This window comes from Lysinibacillus sp. K60 (assembly GCF_019731275.1).
Lineage (GTDB): Bacteria > Bacillota > Bacilli > Bacillales_A > Planococcaceae > Lysinibacillus > Lysinibacillus capsici.
Map to the genome: position 1 here is coordinate 95319 of NZ_JAASJR010000010.1, position 21765 is coordinate 117083.

Genomic DNA, 21765 nt, shown 5'->3' on the forward strand with positions numbered 1-21765 from the left:
TCACTCCTAAATATGCTTTATGCTGAAAAATCAATGGCAAGTCGTGCCAATGCGATTTTTTCTTGTTCAATTGTTACTGTTATTTTACGTGTTTTAATACGCACTTCCATCACTAATGTATGTTCATCGTATGACGTTAAGTAGCCTTGGAATTCCTTCATGTCCTTGATGGGCTCATAGGTTTTTACATAAATAAACTTGCCAACTGCTTTGACAAAATCTGTATCTTTTTTTAATGGACGTTCCGCTCCAGGCGAAGAAACTTCTAAATAATAGTTTTGTGTAATTGGATCTTTTTCATCCAATAACAAGCTTAGTCGTTCACTCACTTGAGCACATTGATCGATGTCAATTCCACCCTCAGGTGTATCAACATAGACACGTAAAAACCAGTTACGTCCTTCTTTTACGAACTCAATATCCACTAGCTCAAGATTTAACTCATCCACAATTGGTTTAGCGAGCTCTTCAATTAAAGATGGTACTTTGCTCATTATTTCCTCCTGTATTTATCAAATTCTAGCGTATGAATTGTTCATCACTATCAAGTTAACGCAGTGATGAACCATAATAAAACAGAAATTCCACCAGTTGCTTTGGTGAAATTTTACGGTCTTACCTGCTGTTAGTCAAAATTTGTTTTGCTACGGTTAAACAACAGAAAAGAGCGGGTAAGCCCCACTCTTTTGCTGGAAAAATATCAACAAATTATTACCATAAGAATAGCACAGTTCTCGACACAATGCAAATTTCCTTCATTATAGATAACCATATTGTGTCAGGAATTTGAATTTACATTGTGACCTTTCAATGCAAAACAATTGCAATACTAGAATAGCGATAACTGATTAGCATCAGGCATGCCTTCTAAACAACCAAGCTGGTCCATATATTCAATAAGTGTTTTGGAAACACGACCACGTTGCTGTAAATCTTCCTTGGATAAAAACTCTCCCTCTTCACGAGCAGCTACGATCGTTTTCGCCACGTTGGTTCCAAGACCCGGAATTGCATCGAACGGAGGGATTAGTGAATTGCCATCAATGACAAACTCACTAGCTTGGGAACGATATAGGTCAACCTTTTGGAAACTCATACCTCGTTCACACATTTCCAGTGCAAGCTCCAGCACGGTTAATAAGTTTTTCTCTTTAGTGGATGCATCTAAGCCTTTTATATTGATTTCATCAATCCGTGCTCGAATCATTTGCGATCCTTGCACCATTGCAATTAAATCAAAATCATCTGCTCGAACTGTGAAATACGCTGCATAATAAAGGATTGGAAAATGTACCTTGAACCAGGCAATTCGTACTGCCATTAGCACGTATGCTGCAGCATGGGCTTTCGGGAACATGTATTTTATCTTTTTACAAGATTCAATATACCAACCTGGTACTTTATTGGCGAGCATCTCCGCTTCAAATTCTTCTGATAAACCTTTCCCTTTACGAACAGATTCCATGATTTTGAAGGCTAGTGACGGCTCTAGACCTTGATAAATTAAATACACCATAATGTCATCACGACAACCAATTACTTCTTTTAGCACACATGTACCGTTTTGAATTAATTCTTGTGCATTCCCTAGCCATACGTCTGTTCCATGGGAAAGTCCAGAAATTTGTACAAGCTCCGAGAATGTCGAAGGCTTCGTATCTTCTAGCATTTGACGTACAAAACGCGTACCGAATTCTGGTATACCTAATGTCCCTGTCTTACAGCCAATTTGCTTTTCCGTAACGCCTAAAGTTTCAGGAGAACTAAAAATTTTCATAACGACAGGATCATCGGTCGGGATTGTTTTAGGATCGATTCCCGATAAATCTTGTAACATCCTGATCACCGTTGGATCATCGTGTCCAAGTATATCTAGCTTTAAAATATTGTCATGAATAGAGTGGAAATCAAAATGGGTTGTACGCCATTCTGAATCCTGCGCATCTGCAGGGTATTGCACTGGAGAGAAATCATAAATGTCCATATAATCTGGAACAACAATAATTCCTCCAGGGTGTTGCCCAGTTGTACGTTTTACTCCTGTACAGCCTTGAACTAAACGATCAACTTCTGCTCCTCGAAAATGTAAATTATGATCACTTGCATAGCCTTTCACATAGCCATATGCTGTTTTCTCGGCCACGGTACCAATTGTTCCAGCACGGAATACATAATCCTCACCAAATAGCACCTTTGTATAATTGTGTGCTTGAGGCTGATATTCACCCGAAAAATTCAAGTCGATATCTGGTACCTTATCACCTTTGAAACCAAGGAAGGTTTCAAATGGTATGTCTTGTCCATCTTTTTTATAAGGTGTTCCACATTCCGTACAGTCTTTATTTGGTAAATCGAAGCCTGAGCTGACAGATCCATCATCGAAAAACTCAGAATGTTTACAACTAGGACAAATATAGTGAGGAGGTAATGGGTTAACCTCTGTGATTTCCATAAAAGTGGCTACTAATGAGGAACCGACCGAACCACGTGACCCTACTAAATAGCCATCAGCTAATGATTTTTTCACTAGCTTGGCAGAAATTAAATAAATTACACCAAAGCCGTGTCCCAAAATCGATTTTAACTCTTTTTCAATTCGAGCTTTCACAATTTCCGGTAACTCCTCACCATAAATACGATGGGCCATTTCATAGGTTAAATTGGTTACTTCATCATCAGAGCCCTCAATTTTTGGTGTATATAGGTCATCCTTTATTGGTTTAACGTCCCCAATACTTGCTGCTACTTTTTGAGCATTCGTCACAACCACTTCTTTTGCAAGATCCGGTCCTAAAAAATCAAATTCTTTCAGCATTTCATCAGTTGTTCTAAAATGGACCTCTGGTAGCTTAGAACGATTTAAAATATTTGCTCCACCTTGTGAACCAATAAGTATTTGCCTAAACATCCCATCTGTCGGATCTAAATAATGAACATTTCCAGTTGCAACAACAGGTTTATCTAGCTTCTTCCCGAGTTTCACAAGTTTACGGATAATATCTTCTAATGTCCATTCATCACGTACAACATTCCGTTCGATTAATGGTGCATATACAGCCTTCGGTTGCACCTCAATATAATCATAAAAGCGAGCAACTTTTTCTGCTTCCTCTGGAGACTTATTCATCATGGTTTCGAATACTTCACCATTACTACAACCTGATCCAACTAATAAACCCTCACGATATTGTTCAAGCACGGCACGTGTCACACGAGGAACACGATAGAATGTTTTTGTATGTGAATGTGAAACAATTTTAAATAAGTTTTTTAAGCCTGCATTATCTACTGCTAAAATTGTACAATGCATAGGTCTACCTTTTTTATAAGCATCCCCACCACCAATATGCTTATTGAAGTCATCATGGTATTTAATAGCTAGCTCATCAGCATCCTTTAATAGTTGCAGCAGTAGATATCCTGTCGCCTCTGTATCATAAATTGCTCGGTGATGCTGTGTTAATTCAATATTGAATTTTTTACACAGTGTATTCAAGCGATGGTTTTTCATTGTAGGATAAAGCAATCTTGCTAGCTCTAATGTATCAATGACAGGATGGACTGTCTCTTCAAGACCAAATTTTTTATAGCCTGTATATAGGAAGCCTATATCAAATGATGCGTTATGAGCGACAACGATTGCATCTCCGATAAAGGCATGAAATTCTTTAATGACCTGCTCTACCTCTGGAGCATTTCGAACCATATCATCTGTAATACCTGTTAATTCAATGGTAGTGGCCGAAAGTGGATGATGTGGATTTGCAAAACTTTCATATTTATCAATCACTTGTCCATCTTTAATTTTAACTGCAGCCAATTCAATAATCGTATCATATGCCGTTGACAGCCCTGTCGTTTCTACGTCAAAAACAACATACGTTGTTTCTGCCAATAAACGATGCTCTGGAGCATAGGCAATTGGTACACCATCATCAACTAAATTTGCTTCCAGACCATAAATAATCTTAATGCCATGTTTTTTGCCCGCTGCATATGCTTCAGGGAAAGATTGCACCACCGCATGATCTGTAATAGCTATTGCTGGATGCCCCCACTTTGCAGCTTGAGCAACAAGCCGATCAACAGGTGTAACAGCGTCCATTTGGCTCATTGGTGTATGCAAATGTAACTCAACACGCTTTTCACCCTCTGGTGCTAAATCCTGTCGTGTTTCTTTTTTGATTTCATTAATATCATTCGCCATGACGATTAAATCACGAATAAACGTATCGGTTTGCACAGAGCCTCGAACTTTAACCCACATGCCCTTTTTCAGATGTTGCATTAATTCAGCATCATCATTGTCACGAGAAAACATTTTAACAATGATGGAATCTGTATAGTCGGTAATTTTGATTTGTAATAATGAGCGTCCACTTTTTAATTCTTTTATTTCCGTATCAAAGACAAATCCCTCAATAATAACACGGCGTTCTTCTTCAACAATCCGTTTAATTTCCATGATTTCATTATCTTTAATTTGCATCCCAAGTTGGAATGGACGGTCACCAAGGTTGGCCAGTGCCGGATTGTCTTTCTTCTCTTGCTCACGCTTTTGGAAATCTTGCATCGCTTGCTGTGCCAGAGCCACTTCTTCCAGACGTTTCTGCTCCATAAATGCTTCCTGTGCCGCGATCATTTCTTCCGTTTCTTCTCGTAGCACAAAGTCGATTGCCATACGAGGGAAACCAAATTGACCATAGCTTTCTGCTAGTTTGTCCGCATACTTCGTTTTGAGCATCATAAATTCCATTTCCTGCATACAGGATAAAGTCATTTTTTGGCCGTTCCACGTTGGTATTTGAGTAATGAGACAATTTTTAAGCGTTGGAGCCATCTCATCAATTTGTTCCACAACATTTAGCCAGTACGCCTGCACCAATTCTTCTGTGACATTTTTTTCTAATGTTTCAAATGTCGTATTAACTTGTGCTATCGCTGAAAATTTCTCTGTCAAATGCGTACGGAAAAGCTGATATAACGGAAACGGTAATATATCTTTTAACTTAATTGTGAAATGCCAAAGTCTATCCTTTTTATGAACTGTCAGGCGTGATAGTTCACCTTCCTCAAAAAATGACATATATACATCATCTGTTAACTCTAGTTGTTGCAAGAGCATTCGAAGCCTCATTCTTGCCTCTTGTTGCTGTTCCAATCTAATGACACCTACTTTCAGAAAGAGGCAACTTCTTTAGCCTCATGTTCTAATTCGTCTCAAACGCATGATGAGAATTCAAGAAAAAAATTCGCTCCCACACTGCGGGCGCTCTTCAAGTTTAACAGAAATTTTACCATCTGTTGTTGCTTGCTTGGCTCACTGTCCCGCAGAAGTGTCGCGAATTATTTATATCTATCTTATCAAAATTATACGAAAGCCTCTATTAAAAGCATCAAATTCTAATTATCACCAATTTTTAGCTCGTCATTAATTTTTACGGAAAAATTCATTCAGACGATCAATTACTTCTTCTTTTTTCCATTCAAATGTTTCACCTGTTTGACGGAATTTCACTTCTACAATACCTTCTGTTGCTTTTTTACCAACCGTTACTCGAACAGGTAGACCAATTAAATCAGCATCAGCGAATTTTACACCCGCACGTTCAGGACGATCATCTAGTAACACATCATAACGGTATGATTTTAATAAGCCATAAAGCTCCTCCGCTAATGTCACTTGTGCCTCATCTTTTGTGTTAACTGGCACAACATGAATATCATATGGCGCTAATTGTGTTGGCCATGTAAAGCCATTGTCATCTTGGAAGTGCTCCGCTACAGCAGCTAGAATACGAGAAACGCCAATACCATAGCACCCCATAATAAATGGTTGAGCCTTACCTTGCTCATCTAAGAAAGTACCATTCATTTTAGCAGAGTATGTAGTACCTAATTTGAAAATATGACCAACCTCGATACCTTCTGCAAATTTAATGTTTCCTTGTCCATCTGGAGAAGGGTCTCCCTCTTGAATAAAACGAATATCTAAATAGTCATTAACTGCAAAATCACGCTCTGGGTTAACATTGACTAAATGGAATCCATCTTCGTTGGCACCTGCAATACCATTACGGATAGATTTAATAGCATGGTCTGCTACTACTTTTACGTCTACTGGTAATTTCACTGGACCAATTGAGCCAATGCCACATCCTAATAATTCTTGAATCGCTGCTTCACTTGCAAGTTCCACAGATCCTGCATCAAGTGCATTTTTCAATTTGATATCATTAATTTCATGATCCCCACGTGCAAGGACTACTACAAGCTCTCCATCTACATCAAAAACTAGAGATTTGATGACATTAGCAGGTTCTACTTTTAAGAATGCTGAAACATCTTCAATTGTTTTTTGCTCTGGAGTTGCTACTTTTTCTACATCTTTTAAAGCTTCATCAGATGGTTGATAGTCAACAATTACTTCAGCCATTTCGATATTTGCTGCATAATCAGAAGTATCTGAGTACGCAATTGTATCTTCCCCGATTTCAGAAAGTACCATAAATTCATGTGTTCCTTTACCGCCAATCGAACCTGCATCTGCAATAACAGCACGGTAGTTTAAGCCGAGGCGGGAGAAAATATTAGAATAAGCACGATACATATCTTCATATGTTTCATCTAAACTTTCACGTGACGCATGGAAAGAATAAGCATCCTTCATGATAAATTCTCTTCCTCTTAGTAAGCCAAAGCGAGGACGTTTTTCATCACGGAATTTCGTTTGAATTTGATACAATGTTAGCGGTAATTTTTTATATGATTTAATTTCATCACGGACTAAAGTTGTTATGACTTCTTCATGTGTTGGCCCTAATGCAAAATCACGGTCATGTCGGTCTTTTAAGCGCATTAATTCAGGTCCATATTTTTCCCAGCGACCTGATTCCTGCCATAGCTCGGCAGATTGTAGAGATGGCATTAGTAGCTCAATGGAGTTGATAGCTTCCATTTCTTCTCGAATAATTGTTTCAATTTTTGTTAGTACACGTTTTGCAAGCGGTAAATACGAGTATACCCCACTTGTATTTTGACGAATAAACCCTGCACGTAGTAATTGCTTATGTGATTTTACCTCAGCATCAGCAGGTACTTCACGTAACGTTGGGATAAATGTTTTACTTTGCTTCATTCAGTGTTCCACCTTTTTCAATAGATAAGTTTATACTCTCAATAGCATAAACAAATTTAGCTTTGAGCGCAATGTTTCATCGAAATTGCGCTCAAAGCTAGGAAATCAAATTTCATTTAACTGTAAATGGATTAAAAGAAAAATCGTTGTATATCGTTCCATGTAACAACCACCATTAGAATCATGAGTAGGACGATTCCTACAAAATGTACAATACCTTCTTTTTGACGGTCAATTGGTTTACCACGTAAAGCTTCAAAGCCAAAGAATAATAAACGGCCACCGTCAAGTGCTGGTAATGGAAGTAGGTTCATAATTCCTAAGTTAATACTTAGCATTGCGGCCCAATTCATTAAGTTCATAATACCATATTGGGCAACTTGCTCTGTTGCTTTATAAATACCTACAGGACCTGAAAGTGCGTCTATTGTGAACTTACCGGTAATTAGCATACCTAATAGTTCAAATATTTTCACAGTCATATTATAGGTTTCCTGAGCTCCATATACAACTGCCTTTAATGGGTTAAATTCTCTTGGACTTTCATAGCGTACACCTATTTGACCATATTTCTCGCCATCCTGCTGGATTTCCTTAACAGTCATATTTAAGTTCACTGATTGTCCATTTCGTTCAACTGTCACGGCAATATCTTCGTTTGGATGATCTTGAACGATTGCAGCTAAATCTTGCCATTTTTCAACTACTTGTCCGTTAATAGCTGTTACTCTATCTCCTGCCAGCATCCCTGCCTGTGCAGCTGGATCATTCTCTACTACTTCCGTGATAATTGGCTCGTATGTTGGAACACCATGGATCAATCCAATCACTAAATAAATCACAAACGCGAGAATAAAGTTAAACAAAGGGCCTGCAAAGATAGTCATTGCTCGTTGGCCAACTGTCTTTGCATTAAATTGACGATCGTGTGGTGCAATGACAAGTTCACGACCATTTTCCACAAGCACACAGTCTCTAGCTACTTGATAACGAACTAGACGTTCTTCTTCATCATAACCCTCTACAAATAACTCCTTCTCTAAATCGGCGCGTTCAACTTCTAAAAATAATAAATCTGGTAACTGCTTATTATTTTGATTGAAAATAATTTTTTTAACAACATTATCCTCATTCACAATAAGCCCTATTCGGTAGCCTGGCTGTAATTCCGTGCCATCCATATCCTCGCCGGCCATCCGTACGTATCCCCCGATTGGTAATAATCGAATAGTATACATTGTTTCTCCATGCGTTTTTCCATAAATTTTGGGACCCATTCCGATCGCAAATTCACGTACTAAAATACCTGCACGTTTGGCGAATAAGAAATGTCCAAGTTCATGGAAGAAGACGAGCATACCAAATATTAATATAAATGCAATGGCTGTTTGCATAATACCCCACCTTTAATAGCGATTAGTTAACGATACAGTGCTTTCGTTATTTTACCATGTCTAACACTATTTTTCTTGTCTCACTATCCACATGTAATATGGTTTGTAAATCTGGTACTGCAATGTTTTGGTGTGCCTGCATCACACGTTCAATCGTCTCATCAATTTCAAGGAATGTGATTTTCCCTTGTAAAAAGGCTGCAACTGCCGCTTCGTTTGCTGCATTCATCGCTGTCAGAATCGTACCACCCATACGACCAGCCTCATACGCTAAACGCAAAGCAGGGTATCGCTCAAAGTCCATCTCTTGAAAATGTAGTTGACCAATTTGCGCTAAATTTAGTCGCTGACCATTTTGTAATGGTATACGGTCTGGGTAGCTTAAAGCATATTGGATTGGCACACGCATATCTGGTGTACCTAGCTGAGCAATAACACTAGTATCATGATACTCAACTAGAGAGTGAATAATACTTTCTCTATGCAAAAGTACATCTATTTTATCATACGGCATATCAAATAAAACATGTGCTTCAATGACTTCTAATCCCTTATTCATCATTGTAGCGGAATCTATCGTAATCTTTGCACCCATAGACCAGTTCGGATGATTCAGTGCATCTGCAACCGTCACGTGTTTTAATTGTTCTCGGGTTTTATCACGGAAGCTACCACCAGAAGCGGTAATAATCAAACGTTCAATATTTTTCGGATTCTCACCATTCATCGATTGGAAGATGGCAGAGTGCTCACTATCTACAGGCAAGATGGCTACATTGTATTTTTTGGCCTCTGCCATCACTAAATGACCAGCAGTTACAAGCGTTTCTTTATTAGCAATAGCAATCGTTTTGCCCATACGAATGGCTGCTAATGTTGATTCAAGGCCTACACTTCCGAGCACAGCATTGACAAGTACAGTTGAATCTGGATGTGTTGCGACCTCTACAAGTCCTTTTGCTCCAAACGTAAATTGGATATTTGGAAACTCTTTAGCTAGTGTTAGTGCGTCTTCTTCTAATTGCACAGAAACTAATTCGGGCTTTAATGTTTCAATCATTTCTCGCGTTTTCTCTAAGTTCTTTCCTGATGAAAAAGCTACTAATTGAAAAGCATCACGTTGTTCTTTTAAGATATCGTAGGTTTGCCAACCAATTGAACCAGTTGCACCTAATAAACTAATTTTTTTCACAACAAATTGTCCCCTTTTTCTATCTAAGCAAATGATTTAGCAAAATGTCTTTTCCTATACAATCAATTACCAAATAAATGTAAAAAATGAAGTAGAGGCACGACAAATAATAGACTATCAAAGCGATCTAAAATTCCCCCATGCCCTGGTAAAATATTGCCTGAATCTTTTACATCAAAGTGACGTTTAATAGCAGATTCTACCAAATCGCCCATTTGACCAACAATTGAGGCAAAAATCGTTACAAAAATAAGTGATATATAACCATTTGCGAATGGGTAAATGAGTTGCATACATACTGCAAAAATAACAGCGATGACTATTCCACCTATAAAGCCTTCGATCGTTTTTTTAGGTGAAATTTCTGGCCATAACTTATTTTTCCCGAATTTTCTACCTACAAAATATGCACCCGAATCCGTTGTCCAAACAACTAATAAGCAATAGACAACATACTCTAATCCAACATTTCTAGTTTCAATTAGATAATGGAATCCTAATCCCACATAAAATGCGCCTAATAAAATAAAGCCAACTTCGTCAAAAGTAATTTTATTTTTTACTAAAACCACGTAAATAAGAAGTAGCATCATTAGACCATAGACTACCATTAGATTAGACGAATAGCCTATTAATTCTACAACCCTTTCACTCCAGTCCTTCGGGATAACGAGTAAAATTAAAGTGATCAGTCCTAAGAAGCCAGGCACAGAAAAGATGGAAATACCTTTCATCTTAAGTATTTCATAAAAACCGACAATAGCCATTGCTAGCACAAGTATGGCAAATGGTACTTTTCCATAAATAACGAATGGAATGAAAAGTGCTGCTGCAATTATTGCGGTAATAATTCGTTGTTTCAAGTTGTTTCTTCTCCCTTCAACCCACCGTAACGGCGATTACGTTTCTGATAGTTTTCCACCGCTTCGAGTAAGTTTTCCTCACTAAAATCTGGCCACAATGTATCTGTAAACCAAAATTCTGTATAGGCGAGCTGCCATAGCATAAAGTTACTTAATCGCACTTCACCACTTGTACGAATTAAAAGATCTGGCTCAGGTAAATGAGCTGTCATTAAATGAGATGTTAAGCAATCTTCTGTTATGTCTTGCATCGTTAATTGACCGTCCTGCACTTTTTGAAGCATCATTTTCATGGCATTGACCATTTCAGAACGACTACCATAATTCAGCGCAAAGTTTAAAATAAGCCCTGTATTATGCTTCGTTTCTTCCATTGCCTCATACAACGCTTTTTGTGTATGGGCAGGTAATAAAGATGGGTCTCCAATCATTTCGACACGTACATTACGCTCCATCATTTCTGGTAAAAAGGAACCTAAAAATTCAACAGGTAGCCGCATAAGAAAATCTACCTCAGGTTTTGGTCTCTTCCAATTTTCAGTGGAAAATGCATAGACAGTTAAGACTTTAATACCCAGGTCTGACGCAAATCTCGTCACCTTACGCACCGTCTTCATTCCTTCATGATGACCAGCCACACGTGGCATAGCTCTTTTCTTCGCCCAACGTCCATTTCCGTCCATAATAATCGCTACATGGGCAGGAATCGGCTCGCTTTTAGCTAGGGCCACACGCTCCTCCAATGATAGTGTATCCATATTTATTTGTTTACCTAATAGCTTTTTAAACATGCTAACTCCCCCACTACAACTAATCGGACGTATACTAACCTATCATATCAAACAAAAGCGCCTTTTGTCTTTTTTTTCCCTCTAAATTGACTATGTATGTACTAGCTTATTTTAGAACTATACACATATTAAAGAATGAGTTTGTTAAATAATAATTGATTGTATCATTAATGACCTTTTCACATTCATGCATGCTCTCTATTTGAGTAAGCAATTTGGCTATGAATAATAAAGAGAAAAGACGTCCTGTTAAGTATAGGACGCCTTCATCTCATCAAAAAGTTCCATCATAGACGTGTAAAAGGTTTATTTACACCTCTAAAATTTCTTTTTCTTTATCTTTCGCTACTTGATCTACTTTCACAATGAATTCATCTGTTAACTTTTGAATATCTTCTCCATAGCCACGTAGATCGTCTTCTGTGATTTCGCCAGCTTTTTCAAGTTTTTTCAAATCATCATTTGCATCACGACGAACATTACGTACAGCAATTTTTGCATCTTCCGCTTCTTTTTTCACTTGTTTTACTAGATCTTTACGACGCTCTTCTGTTAAAGCAGGAATCATAAGACGAATGACAGAACCATCATTTGTTGGTGTGATACCAATATCTGATTTCATAATTGCTTTTTCAATATCACCTAAAATTGATTTATCGTAAGGTGTAATTACTAATAAACGAGCTTCAGGTATAGAAACACCCGCAAGTTGGTTAATTGGTGTTGCTGCTCCATAGTAATCAACCGAAATACGATCTAATAGAGATGCGTTCGCACGACCTGCACGAATAGATGCTAGTTCGCGTGAGAAAGCTGCGATTGTTTTGTTCATTTTTTCTTTAGCTTGTTCTAAAACTTGTTTAGCCATTATACATTCCTCCTAACAACTGTTCCGATTTTTTCGCCTTGTACAGCACGTTTAATGTTACCCGGCTCCGTAATTGAGAAAACAATTAGCGGGATATCGTTATCCATACATAAAGTTGAAGCCGTTGAATCCATTACTTGTAAGCCTTGTTGGATAACGTCTAAGTATGTGAGTGTATCATATTTAATGGCTGTTTCATCCACTTTAGGATCCGCTGAATAAACGCCATCGACATTGTTTTTAGCCATTAAAATTGCATCAGCATCAATTTCTGCTGCTCGTAATGCGGCAGTCGTATCAGTAGAGAAGAACGGATTACCTGTCCCTGCTGCAAAGATAACGACACGCTTTTTCTCAAGATGTCTAACTGCTTTACGACGAATGTATGGCTCCGCTACTTGAGTCATCACAATAGAAGATTGAACACGTGTTTCAATGCCTAATTTTTCAAGTGCATCTTGTAAAGCTAGGGAGTTCATTACGGTTGCCAGCATGCCCATGTAGTCCGCAGCAGCACGATCCATTCCCATTTCACTACCTATTTTCCCACGCCATATATTACCGCCACCTACAACAACAGCAACTTCTACATCAAGATCTACTACTTCTTTTACTTCTTCTGCAACAGACTTGATTATTTTTGGTGATAAACCGAAGCCCGCTTCTCCAGCTAACGCTTCACCACTTAGTTTAATAACTACTCGTTTATATTGCGGTACACTCATTGTAAACCTCCGTAAGACTTTATTTAAAACATCCCTATTCTCTTTTCCATTATAGTATATCTAACAATAATTGCTAGTTGTGAATAAGGCAGAATAGAAAATTATCTTCAATTTTTCATTCACTTCGGAAAAATAGGGAACACGCTATGTTGTGCTCCCCATTTTTTTGTCTAGATAATCTAGATATTATTTGATTAGAATCAAATGCAAGCTAAATTAGTTACCTTTAACTTGGCTCATTACTTCTTCTGCAAAGTTATCTTCACGTTTTTCGATACCTTCACCAACAGCGTAACGTACAAAGCCGTTTACAGAACCACCAGTTGAAGCTACAAAATCACGTACTTTTTGATCTGAGTTTTTAACGAAAGTTTGGTCAAGTAAGCAAACATCTTCGAAATATTTACCAAGACGGCCTTCAACCATTTTTGCAACGATGTTTTCTGGTTTACCTTCGTTAAGAGCTTGTTCAGTTAATACTTTACGCTCACGTTCAACTTCCTCAGCAGAAACTTCATCGCGAGAAACATAAGTTGGGTTTATTGCTGCAATGTGCATAGCAACATCTTTAGCAGCTGCTGCATCAGTAGAACCTTCTAAAGTTACTAACACACCGATACGACCGCCCATGTGTAAGTATGAACCGAATGCATCTGCATCAGATTTTGTTTTAATTTCGAAACGACGAAGTGTAATTTTTTCTCCAATTGTTGCAATAGCAGATGAGATTTGATCTACAATTTTTACGCCTTCAGCATTTGCAAGCTCTAAAGCAGCTTCAACTGAAGCAGGTTTAGCAGCAAGTAATTGCTCAGCTAAAGATGCCACTAATACTTGGAATTTGTCGTTTTTCGCAACAAAGTCAGTTTCAGCATTTACTTCAAGGATGATTGCTTCGTTACCTTGTTCTAAAATGTAAGTAGTACCTTCTGCAGCGATACGGTCAGCTTTTTTAGCAGCTGAAGAAAGACCTTTTTCACGTAGGAAGTCGATAGCTGCTTCTAAGTCGCCATCAGTTTGTACTAACGCTTTTTTACAATCCATCATACCAGCGCCAGTTTTTTCACGTAATTCTTTTACTAATTGTGCAGTAATGTTTGCCATTTAGTGTTTCCTCCTCAAATTGGTTGAACATAATTTAATGATAGGTTCTAAAAAAGGTGATAAGGGTTTTGAGCCACTTATCACCTTTTTGTAAACGTGAATTACTCAGCAGCAGCTTCTACAGCTGGAGCTTCTTCTTCACCTTGTTTTGACTCGATTAAAGCGTCGGCCATTTTAGCAGTTAAAAGTTTAACAGCGCGAATAGCATCATCATTAGCAGGGATTACGTAGTCGATTTCATCTGGATCACAGTTAGTATCAACAATACCTACTAGAGGGATGTTTAATTTACGAGCTTCTGCAACCGCAATGCGTTCTTTACGTGGGTCAACCACGAACATTACGTCTGGAAGATCGTGCATATCACGGATACCGCCTAAGAATTTGATTAGACGTTCGTGTTCTTTTTTAAGTTGGATTACTTCTTTTTTAGGAAGAACTTCGAAAGTTCCTTCTTCTTCCATTTTTTCGATTTGTTTCATACGTGCAACACGTTTTTGAATTGTACCGAAGTTTGTAAGAGTACCACCTAACCAACGTTGGTTGATGTAGTAGTTGCCTGAACGTTCAGCTTCATCTTTGATCGCTTCTTGTGCTTGTTTTTTCGTACCAACGAAAAGAACTTTACCACCATCTTGACCAACTTGACGCATGAAGTCATAAGCTTCCTCTAATTTTTTAACAGTTTTTTGTAAGTCGATGATGTAGATCCCGTTACGTTCAACGAAGATATATTTCTTCATTTTTGGGTTCCAACGACGAGTTTGGTGACCAAAATGTACACCAGCTTCAAGTAATTGTTTCATAGAAATTACTGACATGTGAATTTCCTCCTAATATTTTGGTTTTTATCCTCCGCATTTATCATCTACAACAAGCTACCCTAAGCTTAGAGCACCACTTACTGCATCAAAATGCGTGTGTAGTAATAACACCATTTGCAACTATATCATAGCTTTGAACGATTCGCAACAATTTAGTGATGGAATTTCAGTAAAAGCTCGATTTCTGTTTTACCCTTTTGCAGTTGTTTCGCTATTTCCTCTGGTGATTTTCCCTGCTTTGCTAATTCTAGAACCTGTTGTTCCACTGTCAGCAATTTTTCAGCTTCTTTTTGCTCCTCCACTTTTAGAGGTGGAGCTGTTTTCACCATTTTCGAGCCTGTATGTTGCTGACGTGAATAAGCATTTGCGACTATATTTTTAGGTACATAGATACGAGCATCCTTCTCTAAAGATAGAGAACTATCACTTTTCACCTCGTGTACTACTGGCAAAGATGGCTGCTCCTGAGGTGTCATATATTGTTCCGTTTGCTGCAAGCTACTAGCAGCTATTTCTGACTGAGAGACATTTTGTAGCTCTTTAATAAGACGGTCATTTTCATCTTTCATTTCAGTTAAATACACACTAATGGTGTCGTCCATTTCCCTCATTAATCGTTCTTGCTTCTTTTCCAAATCTTTAAACTTTGCTAACTTTGTATTTAAAATGATAAGAAAGTAAAATGAAATGAGCTGTAAAAAGAATAGCACCGCTATTAGAATGGTTGTCATTGTAAACTCCTATCCACTAAAATCCACGAAATTCCCTTTAAACGGATGTTGTGCCTGTTTTTCTTGTTGATCCTTTTTTTTCTTTTTATGAATCCCTGTTAAATACTCACCACCCGCATCTTCATCCTCACTAATTTCATCCATACCTTCTGATGTGTTGACAATTTTTTGCTTGCGCTCTACTTCTTTTTTTAATGCTTCATTTGCATGTGCTTGCTGAGCCAATACTTGCTGCTGTGCCTGATCCGCCATTTTTCCTGCTTCAAATGTTTTTGGAATAGCAATCTGTAACTCGACACCTTTTAAACTCATTGGAATCTCTCCCTCAAGGATATTTACGCATTAATCATTTCACTAGATAATAGCTTTCGTAGCTTTAATAGCGCTTTTGAATGAATTTGTGAAATACGAGAGGTTGATAGTTCAAGCATTTCACCAATTTCTGTCAAAGTTAACTCCTCCGTGTAAAATAGACTAAGGACAAGCTGTTCTTTTTCATTGAGTTTCTGAATATTTTCCGCAAGATCATCTAACAACTCTGATTTAATGATAGCTTGCTCAGGTGTTTTTGTTGTATCGTCTCGTATGACAAAAGACTTGCCATCTGTTTCTTCTTGGTCTTGTTGTTCATTAATAGAAAGAACATTTGAAAAAAAATGCTCTTGCACAGTTTGATAGACATCTTCAACAGATACTTCCATATGCTCCGCAAGTTCCTCAGGTGTTACATGACGCATATATTTTTGTTCTAGTTGTTCAATTTGTGCATCTAATTTTTTTGCTTTTTCACGCGCTGACCGTGGTAACCAGTCTTCTTTTCGTAAACCATCAATGATAGCTCCTCTTACTCTAAACGAAGCATATGTATCAAATTTTAAATCTCTGTTAATGTCAAATTTATTTAATGCATCAAAAAGTCCTACCATCCCTAAGCTCGTTAAATCGTCTCGTGATACGCTTTTTGGCAGACCTGCACCAATACGTTGGACATGATAAGATACTAAAGAAATGTATTTTTTTATAAGTAAATCGCCAGCATCTGGATCACGCTCATGTATCCAGCGATTCCACAGTTTTTGCTCATCGTTCAGAATTGGTTGTGTCATGAAATCCACCTCTCTAAAAAACGCTTTTTCACGCCTGTTTACTAACGACTACTTGCGCTCTTAAAATTTATCATTCAACAGGATTTCTCAGTTTTTTTATAAAAATCCACATTTAAACTAATCTAGACGTAAGCCCTGAGTAGTTAAAGCCCGATAAGCAGTTGCCATCTTTCCTATATTATAACAAGAATCGACTATAATTTCATTTGTTTCTCTTAGTCTCTAATATATTCCTTTGTTTTTGAAAGACATAGAAAAACTGTATCCTGATTGTGTAATGATACTTGGATACAGTTGGATATGATTAAGCTTTTAGTTTAGGAAGCTACTGAATTCTTTTAACAAAGAACAAATTGAACAAAAGAGCAATAATACCCAATATATAGAAACCACTCTTTCAATAAATTATGCTTTAAATCGTACTAGAGACAAATTTCCCATTGAATATAGTTGCCTTACGTAGAGATCTTCGAGCAATTGCTTCAGCAGAGCAAGAAGCCTCCACAAACACCATATTTGCATTATCCCCCACTTTTGGCCATGTTTGCTCACCTGCTTGATTGAGTGGGGTTTTTCCCCCTGTAATAAATGGAAGGGTTTGGGCTAATGAGCGTTCATCTCCCCAGCCTGAGCTTTTTGCCAAACGACCAGCTCGTTCTAATAAATCTCCGTTACCAAATGGGGACCAAACATCAAAGATATTGTCACAGCCAATTGCAACGCGTACCCCGTTACTGTGTAATAAAACAACAGGTGGAAACTTTCTACGGAGGGGGACACTCGTCACAATCGTAATACCTGCATCACGTAAGATGTCCGCCATTTCTTCTGCCTCAGGGCGTGAAATATCTCCTAGCCCAAAGGCATGGCTATATAAAAATAATTAATTTCACTTAAGTTTTTCGTATACTACAAACTCCACAGCCACAATAAAAAAGAGTCGTTATTCACGACTCTTACTTTTACGCATTTACTTGTTGATCTTCTTCTCGATTCATCATCGTTCTTACTACTTGTGCAATTTCCTCGGAATTTTCATCTTGAAATTCAACCGTAGAATTAGCTATTGGTACTTCTTGTATTACGCCTTCTATTGATTCAAGTTCCTTTTCTTCTATATCGCCTTCAACCGCTTCCTCATCTTCCTCTGGTGTAAACAAGATGTAAGCAATTAGAAAACGTACAATAAACATTACAAAAAATGCGATGATTGCTACAATAAACGAGCCAATCAGGATTCGCAGAGGCGTAAATGGTTTTTGAAATGTACTAAAAAAATAAATAGAAAAGGCAATTAATGCTCCCCATAGGTTGTAAAATATAGAACCAAACATTAGATTTCACTCACTCCCTGGTTAACTGTTCGGATGTGTAATATCGACGTTGCAGGATTAAATTCAATCGTTCTACCACTATTTCCACCAGTATCCTCGGCCACTAAAGGGATGCCCTGCCTCTTTAATTCATTTTTGACAGCTTCTACATTGCGGGGACCAATACGCATTGTATCTTTGTCAGAAGTAAATTGGAACATCTGCGCACCCCCTGCAATTTTTGCCTTGAGTTTAAATTTTTGAACGCCTTCTAACTTTAGTAAATCAATCATTGCAGCAATCCCTGAATCTGCAAATTTCGCGACATTGATTGACTCAGCTCTTCCTAAACTTGAATCTGGTAACATCACATGGATTAAACCAGCAATTTTTTTTGACTCATCATACAAAATAACACCAACACATGAACCAAGACCAGAAGTTCGAATCGTGTTAGGTAGCTTTACTACATCCATTTGTGCAATTCCCACTTTAATCACTTGTCCACTACTATTGGTTAACATATCACGAAACCCCTAATGCTTTAAAAATTGCATCAAACGAGTCAGGATCTGGTAGTAGGAAGAAATGACCCCTCACCGTTTCATGGTCTTCCACACCTTCTTCAAAAATGGATGTATTGATAACAATAACATTATCGCTGACATGAGATAATTCTATTAAACCAATGCTTATTATAGCTCCAAACATATCAACACTTAGACCTGGCACAGTTGGATAAATTTTTAAATTAGTAAAATCCGATAAGGCAGATAAATAGGAGCCCGATAAAATATTACCCATTTCTTGCATAGCTGATAAACCTAACTCTGAAACAGGTCGTTTTTTAAAGTCAAAAGAGTCATCGAAAATAAGTCGACGTATAAAGCGGTTTGCTTGTTCGATAGGTAAAATAAAGAACATACTTCCCTCTGCATCACCTTCAATACGAAGGTAAATGCCAACAACTACGTTTTCTGATCCCCCAGCCAACTCCATCATATCGTTAAAGGACACCATCTCTACCTTTGGAACACGCATATCAATTTTTTTCCCAAGTAAATTGGAAAGTGCTGTCGCGGCATGCGCAGCACCGATGTTTCCAATCTCCTTTAATACATCTAAATGTAGTGATGTAATTTTTTGATTAAATGTCATTATCGATCCCTACTTTAGTGGATTTAATACTTTTTCTAAATGTAATAAGATTAATAATCGCTTCTCTACTTTAGCAACGCCTGAAATAAATTCTTCTTCAAGTGAGCCAACGACTTCTGGTTGCGGTTCAATAGCACTTGCAGGAATATCAATAACGTCGTTAGCGGAATCCACTACAAAGCCTACTTCCATATCTTCTAATGAGATAATAATAATGCGTGTTGTTTCCTCATGTTCAGAAATAGGTAATTCAAAACGTTCACGTAAATCCACAATTGGTGTGACAACACCTCGTAGATTGATTACACCTTTTACATATTTCGCTGTTTTCGGTACACGTGTGATATGCATTAATTTCTCAATTCCTTGAACATGGGACACAGGAATTGCATATTCTTTATCTGCTAACTGAAAAACGATTACTTTAATACTTTCTTGCTCCACTGCATTTGTCATACTTTACACCTCTCTTATTCATTCACCTTATTTAATTAGTGCGTTGCAATCTACAATTAAGGCTACTTTACCATTGCCTAAGATTGTTGCTCCTGAAATGGCAAAGATATTTGTTAAGTAATTACCTAAAGACTTCAAGACAATTTCTTGTTGGCCAATGAATGAATCCACCACTAAACCAGCAAGTTTTTCACCCTTACGGACGATCACTACTGAGTGGAATTCTTCATCTTGATGCTCTTGACGAGGTACCTCAAAGATTTCCTCTAAGAATACCAACGGTACAACTTTGCCTCGGAAGTCGATTACTTTTTGATTATGCGCATTCATAATCTCTGATGAACGGATAATAGATGTTTCAATAATAGAAGATAGTGGAATTGCATAAATTTCCTTTTCAATCTCCACAAGCATAACTGAAATAATTGATAATGTCAGTGGTAATTGAATTGAGAAGATGGATCCAACATCTTGTGTTGATTCAATTGAAATATTGCCACCTAGTGATTCAATCGTTGTTTTTACAACATCTAAACCTACTCCACGACCAGATACATCGGAAATAACATCTGCAGTTGAGAAGCCTGAAGCTAGAATAAGCTCATTAATTTGTTTATCAGACATTGAATAGGATTGTTCTTGTGTAACAATACCTTTTGAAATAGCTTTAGCTAACACTTTTTCTCGATTTATGCCCGCGCCATCGTCTTCAATTTCAATAAAGACGTAGTTTCCGCTATGATAGGCACGCAATACGACAGTTCCTTCTTCAGGCTTGCCTTTTGCACGACGAGCAGTTGGATTCTCAATGCCATGATCCACAGAATTACGAATCAAGTGAACAAGCGGATCTCCAATTTCATCAATTACTGTACGATCTAGTTCAGTTTCAGCACCAATAATTTCAAGGTTGATTTTCTTATTTAAATCACGTGATAGCTGACGAATCATTTTCGGGAAACGATTGAACACTGTTTCTACAGGTACCATTCGCATTGTTAAAATAATAGTTTGCAAATCACCCATCACACGACTCATACGCTCTACTGTTTCATTTAGTTCGCCATGATTTACTTCAGTAGAGATAGACTGCAATCGACCACGATCAATGACAAGCTCTTCAAACAAGTTCATTAAAATATCTAGACGTTCAATATTTACACGAATTGTTTTATTACCTACAGGTGCATGATTTTTGTCAGCCTTGGAAGGTGTAGCTTCTTTAGCAGGCTTTGCAACAGGCTCAGCTTTTGCAGCAGGCGTATTTGTTGGTATAGCAGCTACCTCAGCCACTGCAGTTGCAGTTGCTGCTACTTCTTGCTGCGCTTCAAATACTTTTTCACTAAATTTCCTTTGGTCAATTGTAGTCACAATAACCTCATCAACTTCAGAAACTTTCATTAGCTTTTTCTGCATATCCTCAGCTGTGGTTTTTGTGACAAAAGCTACATAAAATTGTTGATCAAACTGCTCATCTTCTAGCTTTTCAACAGATGGACTTGATTTAATGACATCCCCATCTTTTTCTAAAATCTCAAACACCATAAATACACGTGCTGCCTTAAGAAGGCAATCCTCACGTAATGTTACTGAAATTTCAAAAGCATTAAAGCCTTGTTCAGCCGATTGTGTAATGACTGTTTGTTCAAACGAATCATATTCTAATACACTTTCAACAACCGGTGCAGCAACCGTTGCTACCACCTCTGGTATTGCTTCCTCACCTAGTTCTATACGCTTTAGTTGTGCGACAGTTGAGGAAACATCACGCTTACCATCTCCACCGTTAGCAATATCCATCACCATTTCTTCTAAATGATCAACAGATTCAAATACAACATCTAAAATTTCAGGTGTAACATGAATCTTCTCATTACGGATGGCATCTAAAACATTCTCCATTTTATGGGTTAAATCTGCTAAATCTTCGAAGCCCATTGTGGCAGACATACCTTTTAATGTGTGTGCAGAGCGGAATATTTCCCCAACAATGGCCAAATCATCTGGATTTTTTTCTAATTCTAATAAATGTTCACTACACGCTTGTAAATGCTCTTTACTTTCTTCAATAAACATCTCTAAATATTGATTGACTTCCATAA

Annotated in this window: 19 protein-coding genes and 1 pseudogene; all 20 read right to left on the bottom strand. The window is 37.7% G+C overall.

Annotated elements, in window-relative coordinates:
- Positions 1-17: 17 nt before the first annotated feature.
- The 20 genes and pseudogenes from rimP to HCH28_RS19675 all read right to left on the bottom strand — a co-directional run bounded on the left by rimP (position 18) and on the right by HCH28_RS19675 (position 21763).
- Complete coding sequence (rimP, locus tag HCH28_RS19580) at positions 18-494, bottom strand: ribosome maturation factor RimP (protein ID WP_004269252.1); 477 nt, start codon at positions 492-494, stop codon at positions 18-20.
- A gap of 335 nt (positions 495-829) precedes the next feature.
- The gene (locus HCH28_RS19585) at positions 830-5161 is read right to left on the bottom strand and encodes a PolC-type DNA polymerase III (RefSeq protein ID WP_221682746.1); all 4332 of its coding nucleotides are present in this window, start codon (positions 5159-5161) and stop codon (positions 830-832) included.
- A 270-nt stretch (positions 5162-5431) separates the two neighbouring features.
- Complete coding sequence (locus HCH28_RS19590; RefSeq protein ID WP_221682747.1) at positions 5432-7138, bottom strand: proline--tRNA ligase; 1707 nt, start codon at positions 7136-7138, stop codon at positions 5432-5434.
- Positions 7139-7269: 131 nt separating this feature from the next.
- Positions 7270-8532: an RIP metalloprotease RseP gene (gene rseP, locus HCH28_RS19595; RefSeq protein WP_221682748.1), complete on the bottom strand. Its 1263-nt coding sequence runs from the start codon at positions 8530-8532 to the stop codon at positions 7270-7272.
- 46 nt (positions 8533-8578) lie between these two features.
- Positions 8579-9724 (bottom strand): 1-deoxy-D-xylulose-5-phosphate reductoisomerase, encoded by a 1146-nt coding sequence (dxr, locus tag HCH28_RS19600; protein WP_221682749.1) that lies wholly within the window; start codon positions 9722-9724, stop codon positions 8579-8581.
- Between the two features lie 62 nt (positions 9725-9786).
- Positions 9787-10587, bottom strand: a complete 801-nt coding sequence (locus HCH28_RS19605) for a phosphatidate cytidylyltransferase (RefSeq protein ID WP_221682750.1) — start codon at positions 10585-10587, stop codon at positions 9787-9789.
- Entirely contained in the window at positions 10584-11378 is a 795-nt protein-coding gene (locus tag HCH28_RS19610; protein WP_004269258.1) for an undecaprenyl pyrophosphate synthase, read from the bottom strand. Before HCH28_RS19610 ends, HCH28_RS19605 begins: the two co-directional genes overlap by 4 nt.
- A 310-nt stretch (positions 11379-11688) precedes the next feature.
- A complete protein-coding gene (gene frr / locus HCH28_RS19615; RefSeq protein WP_004269259.1) occupies positions 11689-12246 on the bottom strand; it encodes a ribosome recycling factor in 558 nt (185 codons plus the stop codon).
- Positions 12246-12971 (bottom strand): UMP kinase, encoded by a 726-nt coding sequence (gene pyrH, locus HCH28_RS19620; RefSeq protein ID WP_004269260.1) that lies wholly within the window; start codon positions 12969-12971, stop codon positions 12246-12248. The genes frr and pyrH overlap by 1 nt, the downstream gene beginning before the upstream one ends.
- Before the next feature lie 216 nt (positions 12972-13187).
- On the bottom strand, positions 13188-14075 hold the full coding sequence (tsf, locus tag HCH28_RS19625; protein WP_131521886.1) for a translation elongation factor Ts: 888 nt from the start codon (positions 14073-14075) through the stop codon (positions 13188-13190).
- 101 nt (positions 14076-14176) lie between these two features.
- Positions 14177-14896: a 30S ribosomal protein S2 gene (gene rpsB / locus HCH28_RS19630; RefSeq protein WP_004269262.1), complete on the bottom strand. Its 720-nt coding sequence runs from the start codon at positions 14894-14896 to the stop codon at positions 14177-14179.
- Between the two features lie 155 nt (positions 14897-15051).
- The gene (locus HCH28_RS19635) at positions 15052-15630 is read right to left on the bottom strand and encodes a hypothetical protein (RefSeq protein ID WP_221682751.1); all 579 of its coding nucleotides are present in this window, start codon (positions 15628-15630) and stop codon (positions 15052-15054) included.
- Positions 15631-15639: 9 nt separating this feature from the next.
- Entirely contained in the window at positions 15640-15942 is a 303-nt protein-coding gene (locus tag HCH28_RS19640) for a hypothetical protein (RefSeq protein WP_004269264.1), read from the bottom strand.
- Between the two features lie 23 nt (positions 15943-15965).
- Positions 15966-16736, bottom strand: a complete 771-nt coding sequence (locus HCH28_RS19645) for a FliA/WhiG family RNA polymerase sigma factor (RefSeq protein ID WP_036080567.1) — start codon at positions 16734-16736, stop codon at positions 15966-15968.
- Between the two features lie 412 nt (positions 16737-17148).
- Positions 17149-17607: pseudogene (locus HCH28_RS19650) on the bottom strand (amidohydrolase family protein); the annotation flags it as partial.
- A gap of 91 nt (positions 17608-17698) precedes the next feature.
- Positions 17699-18070: a hypothetical protein gene (locus HCH28_RS19655; protein ID WP_221682752.1), complete on the bottom strand. Its 372-nt coding sequence runs from the start codon at positions 18068-18070 to the stop codon at positions 17699-17701.
- Entirely contained in the window at positions 18070-18573 is a 504-nt protein-coding gene (locus tag HCH28_RS19660) for a chemotaxis protein CheD (RefSeq protein WP_004269269.1), read from the bottom strand. Before HCH28_RS19660 ends, HCH28_RS19655 begins: the two co-directional genes overlap by 1 nt.
- A 1-nt stretch (position 18574) precedes the next feature.
- Positions 18575-19207, bottom strand: coding sequence for a chemotaxis protein CheC (locus HCH28_RS19665; protein WP_004269270.1), 633 nt, complete (start codon positions 19205-19207; stop codon positions 18575-18577).
- A 9-nt stretch (positions 19208-19216) separates the two neighbouring features.
- Positions 19217-19663 carry a chemotaxis protein CheW gene (locus HCH28_RS19670; protein WP_004269272.1) on the bottom strand — a complete coding sequence of 149 codons (447 nt, stop codon included), beginning with the start codon at positions 19661-19663 and terminating at the stop codon, positions 19217-19219.
- A gap of 27 nt (positions 19664-19690) precedes the next feature.
- Complete coding sequence (locus tag HCH28_RS19675) at positions 19691-21763, bottom strand: chemotaxis protein CheA (RefSeq protein WP_221682753.1); 2073 nt, start codon at positions 21761-21763, stop codon at positions 19691-19693.
- Between the last annotated feature and the right edge of the window lie 2 nt (positions 21764-21765).